General features: G+C 74.5%; 5 protein-coding genes and 1 pseudogene. 2 read left to right on the top strand and 4 right to left on the bottom strand.

What is annotated here, in order from left to right:
* Positions 1-36 precede the first annotated feature (36 nt).
* From AOK15_RS30055 to AOK15_RS47495, 4 genes and pseudogenes are all read right to left on the bottom strand, one after another.
* Positions 37-1,392: an acyltransferase family protein gene (locus tag AOK15_RS30055; RefSeq protein WP_055521486.1), complete on the bottom strand. Its 1,356-nt coding sequence runs from the start codon at positions 1,390-1,392 to the stop codon at positions 37-39.
* 98 nt (positions 1,393-1,490) lie between these two features.
* Entirely contained in the window at positions 1,491-2,393 is a 903-nt protein-coding gene (locus tag AOK15_RS30060; RefSeq protein ID WP_055521487.1) for a 4-(cytidine 5'-diphospho)-2-C-methyl-D-erythritol kinase, read from the bottom strand.
* Positions 2,390-2,560: pseudogene (locus AOK15_RS30065) on the bottom strand (16S rRNA (adenine(1518)-N(6)/adenine(1519)-N(6))-dimethyltransferase); the annotation flags it as partial. The gene AOK15_RS30060 and the pseudogene AOK15_RS30065, both read right to left, overlap by 4 nt.
* Positions 2,561-2,615: 55 nt before the next feature.
* A complete protein-coding gene (locus AOK15_RS47495) occupies positions 2,616-2,780 on the bottom strand; it encodes a hypothetical protein (RefSeq protein ID WP_240508664.1) in 165 nt (54 codons plus the stop codon).
* On the opposite strand from AOK15_RS47495, the gene AOK15_RS30070 reads away from it, so the two are divergent.
* Complete coding sequence (locus tag AOK15_RS30070; RefSeq protein ID WP_055521489.1) at positions 2,766-3,491, top strand: uracil-DNA glycosylase; 726 nt, start codon at positions 2,766-2,768, stop codon at positions 3,489-3,491. The genes AOK15_RS47495 and AOK15_RS30070 overlap by 15 nt on opposite strands.
* Before the next feature lie 94 nt (positions 3,492-3,585).
* Positions 3,586-4,229 (top strand): alpha/beta fold hydrolase (locus AOK15_RS30075; protein WP_055521490.1); only part of this gene is annotated, 644 nt, incomplete at its 3' end.

The raw sequence follows: 4,229 nt of genomic DNA on the forward strand, positions 1-4,229 counted from the left end.
CCCGCACCCGCCAACGAACCCCTCGGCCCCGAATTACTACGCGCCCCTCCCCACGCGCTCCACCAACAGCCACCCCGCGAGGGTCATCCCCACCGCCACCGGGGCCGTCACCTGGACCGCGATCAGCAGGGCCGTCCGTCCCTCGAAGAGTCCGCCGAAGCCGACCATGGACAGCCCGAGGACGCCGAACAGGCAGAGGGTCACGCCGAGAGCCGCGGCGATCCCCGCGTACCCGGCGCGCGACGCCGGCCCGCCGGGGCGCCCCTGCCCGCCGCGGGCCGCGGGCCGTTCGAAGCCGCGGAACGCGGCCACGAGCACGGCGGTCACGACGGCCGCCGCGGCGAGCCGCAGGGGCAGCTGGGCCCACCAGGCACCGGTCGCCGGGGCCGGCACAGACGTGTCGAGGGCGAGGAGCACCCCGTACACGCCGAGCATCGCGGTCAGGTGCCACAGGAACGCCGTCATCGAGATGCCGTTGGCCGCGACGACCGCCCGCCACACCTTCGGCCGCTCCAGCCATCGCGTGACCGGCCCGCGCACCCACTCCACCGCGCCGACCAGCCACACTCCGTGGCACAGCAGCGCGAAGGTCGGCGGCGCCATGTTCGACACCTTCTCGCCGGGCATCCCGACCATGGACAGCGGATACGGCCCGTACGCCACCAGCAGCGCGGCCCCCGCGAGGCCCGCCCCGGCGAGCAGGTACGGCCGCGTCAGCATGCCGTCGGCGCGCAGGAATCCGAGCTGGTGGACGGCGAGCCAGACGAAGGCGAAGTTCAGGAACTCGACGTACGGCACACCGAGCGCGAAGCGCAGCACGTCCACGGCGGCGGCCGCCGCGACCAGCCCGCCGAACGCGCCCCAGCCGTACTTCTCGTGCAGCCTCAGCAGCGGCGGGGTGAACGCCACCATCGCCAGGTAGATCCCGATGAACCACAGCGGCTGCGCCACCAGCCGCAGGGCCACGTCGAGCAGCCCGCCGCCCTGTCCGCCGAGGTGCAGGAGGACGGCGGCGGCGCCCCACACCCCGATGAACACCATGGTGGGCCGCAGCAGCCGCTGGAGGCGGGCGCGGAGGAAGGCCGGGTAGACGGAGGCGGCTTCGGGATCCTTGCGGCGCAGGGAACGGTAGGAGAGGGCGTGGGAGAAGCCGCCGACGAAGAAGAACACCGGCATGATCTGCAACGCCCAGGTGAGGATCTGCAGCCGCGGCTCGACGGCGAGGAGGTTGCCTACCTCCACGCGGCCGTCGCCGCCCGTCGTCACGGCCGCCATCAGCCAGTGGCCGAGGACGACCGTGCCGAGCGAGGCGACCCGCAGCAGGTCGACGTACCGGTCACGGCTGGACGGGGTGGCGGCGGCGAGTGCGCTCGCGCTGACGCTGGCAGTCATGGGAGTACGGTCGCGCGGCGCCCCGGGCGGCGGGCAGCGCTCAGGTACTCAAGTCGGCTCTGAGTACGTGCGGTTGGGCCCCCTCAGGAGCCCGCGCGCTACGGGAGGATCGTCGCGCCCGGCGCCGGGGAGGCGGCCACGCGGGCCGCCTTGCACACACCGGCGGCGCGGAGCCCTTCGGCGACGGTGTGTGCCGAGGCGGCGTCACGGGCGAGGAAGGCCGTGGTCGGCCCGGAGCCGGAGACGAGCGCGGCGAGCGCGCCGGCCACCCGGCCCGCGGCGAGGGTGTCGGACAGCTTCGGGAAAAGGGACAGCGCGGCGGGCTGGAGGTCGTTGGAGCCGGGCAGGAACGCCGCGAGGGCGTCGACGTCGCCCTTGGCGAGCGCGTCGAGCAGCGTCTGGGAGGCGACGGGCTCGGGCACCTCGTCGCTCTCGTGGAGCCGGTCGAACTCCCCGTACACGGCCGGGGTGGAGAGGCCGCCGTCCGCGACCGCGAACACCCAGTGGAAGGCGCCGCCCACCTCCAGCGGCCTCAGCCGCTCGCCGCGTCCGGTGCCGAGCGCCGCCCCGCCCACCAGGCTGAACGGCACATCGCTGCCCAACTCGGCGCAGATGTCGAGGAGTTCGGCGCGGGAGGCGCCGGTCCCCCACAGCGCGTCGCACGCGACCAGCGCGCCCGCGGCGTCCGCGCTGCCGCCCGCCATGCCGCCCGCGACGGGGATGTCCTTGGCGATGTGCAGCCGTACGGCCGGGTCGATCCCGTGGCGTGCGGCGAGGGCGAGCGCGGCCCGTGCGGCGAGGTTGGTGCGGTCCAGCGGGACCTGGTCGGCGCCGGGGCCCTCGCAGGTGACGGTCAGTTCGTCGGCGGGGGTGGCGGTGACCTCGTCGTACAGCCCGACGGCGAGGAAGACGTTGGCCAGGTCGTGGAACCCGTCGGGGCGGGCGCCGCCGACCGCGAGCTGGACGTTGACCTTGGCGGGCACGCGGACGGTGACGCTCACGACGGACGGGACTCCTCGGTGTGCTGGGCGTGCTGGGCGGTGTCGACGGCGTCGGCGTCGGCGCGGTTCTCGGCGATCGCGGCGAACTCCTCGACGGTCAGGGCCTCGCCGCGCGCCTGCGGGGAGACACCGGCGGCGACGAGCGCGGCCTCGGCGGCGGCTGCCGCGGCGCCGGGATCCCGGTGCGTGGTGCCGGGGCCGTCCGTCCGCTCGCCCGTACCTTCAGAAGCCATGCATCGACCTTAGCTGCCCGCCGTCGGCGGGGGAGGAGATCACCGGCCGTACCGTGGAGACATGCGCAGCGGTGATGGCGGCGGTGGCGGTTGCGGTGGCCGGGATGTTGGCGGCGACGGTGGCCGGGGTGGTGGCGGCGTGGGCGGAGGGCACTGCGGCTTCGGCGGTGGGAGCGGGCTGGACGCGCTCGATGCCCGGATCACCGGATGCCGGGCCTGTCCCCGGCTGGTCGCCTGGCGGGAAGAGGTGGCGCGGACCAAGCGGGCCGCGTTCGCCGATCAGGAGTACTGGGGTCGTCCGGTGCCCGGTTTCGGACCGTCCGACGCGGCGCTGCTGATCGTCGGGCTGGCCCCCGCCGCGCACGGCGCGAACCGTACCGGGCGGATGTTCACCGGCGACCGCTCGGGCGACGTGCTGTACGCGGCGCTGCACGACGTGGGCCTCGCCTCGCGTGGCACCGCGGTCGGCGTCGACGACGGCCTGGAACTCCACGGAGTGCGGATCACCTCACCCGTGCATTGCGCGCCGCCCGCCAACAAGCCGACCCCCGAGGAACGGGACACGTGCCGACCGTGGCTGGTCAGCGAGCTTGAGCTGCTGCGGCCCTCGCTGCGGGCCGTGCTCGTCCTCGGTGCGTTCGGCTGGCAGGCCGCGCTGCCCGCGCTCGCCGAGGCGGGCTGGCAGGTACCCCGGCCCCGACCGGTCTTCGGCCACGACACCCACGTACCGCTCGACGGACTCGATCTCTTCGGCTGCTTCCACGTCAGCCAGCGCAACACGTTCACCGGCCGGCTGACCCCGGACATGCTCCGGGACGTCCTGCGCACGGCTGCCGGAGCGGCCGGGCTGAGCGTCACCTCGTAGGGGCGCGAGCGGTCCACCGGGCTTGACCGGGCCCCGCCCCGGGGCGGCGGAAAAGCGGCTGCCGACGGTGTCGTACGCCGTCTAGAGTCGCGCAATGCCTCTCTATCCCGAGATCGAACCGTACGGCCGCGGCATGCTCGACGTCGGCGACGGCAACCACGTGTACTGGGAGGTCTGCGGGAACCCGCGGGGCAAGCCCGCGCTGGTGCTGCACGGCGGGCCCGGCTCCCAGGCGGGCCCCTGGTTCCGGCGCCTGTTCGACCCCGACGCGTACCGGATCGTGCTGCTGGACCAGCGCGGCTGCGGGCGTTCGACGCCACTGGCGAGCGCGTACGAGACGGACATGAGCGTCAACACGACGCCGCGTCTCCTCGCCGATCTGGAACTGCTGCGACGGCACCTCGGGATCGAGCGCTGGCTGGTGTGGGGGGTGTCGTGGGGGTCGGTGCTCGGGCTGCGGTACGCGCAGACGCATCCGGGTGCCGTGTCCGAGCTGGTGCTGACGGGGGTCACGTCAGGTTCCGACGCCGAGGTCGCCCTGCTGACCCGGGGGCTCGGCCAGTTCTTCCCGGAGGCGTTCGAGCGGTTCCTCGCCGAGCTTCCCGAGGGCGAGCGGGACGGCAACCTCGCCGCCGCCTACAACCGGCTGCTCGAATCGCCCGACGCGGGGGTACGGGCCCGGGCGGCGAGGGCCTGGACCGACTGGGAGACGGCCATCGCGGCACAGCCACCCCGCTC

Origin of the sequence: Streptomyces ossamyceticus (assembly GCF_001418475.1) — a bacterium.
GTDB classification, from domain to species: domain Bacteria; phylum Actinomycetota; class Actinomycetes; order Streptomycetales; family Streptomycetaceae; genus Streptomyces; species Streptomyces ossamyceticus.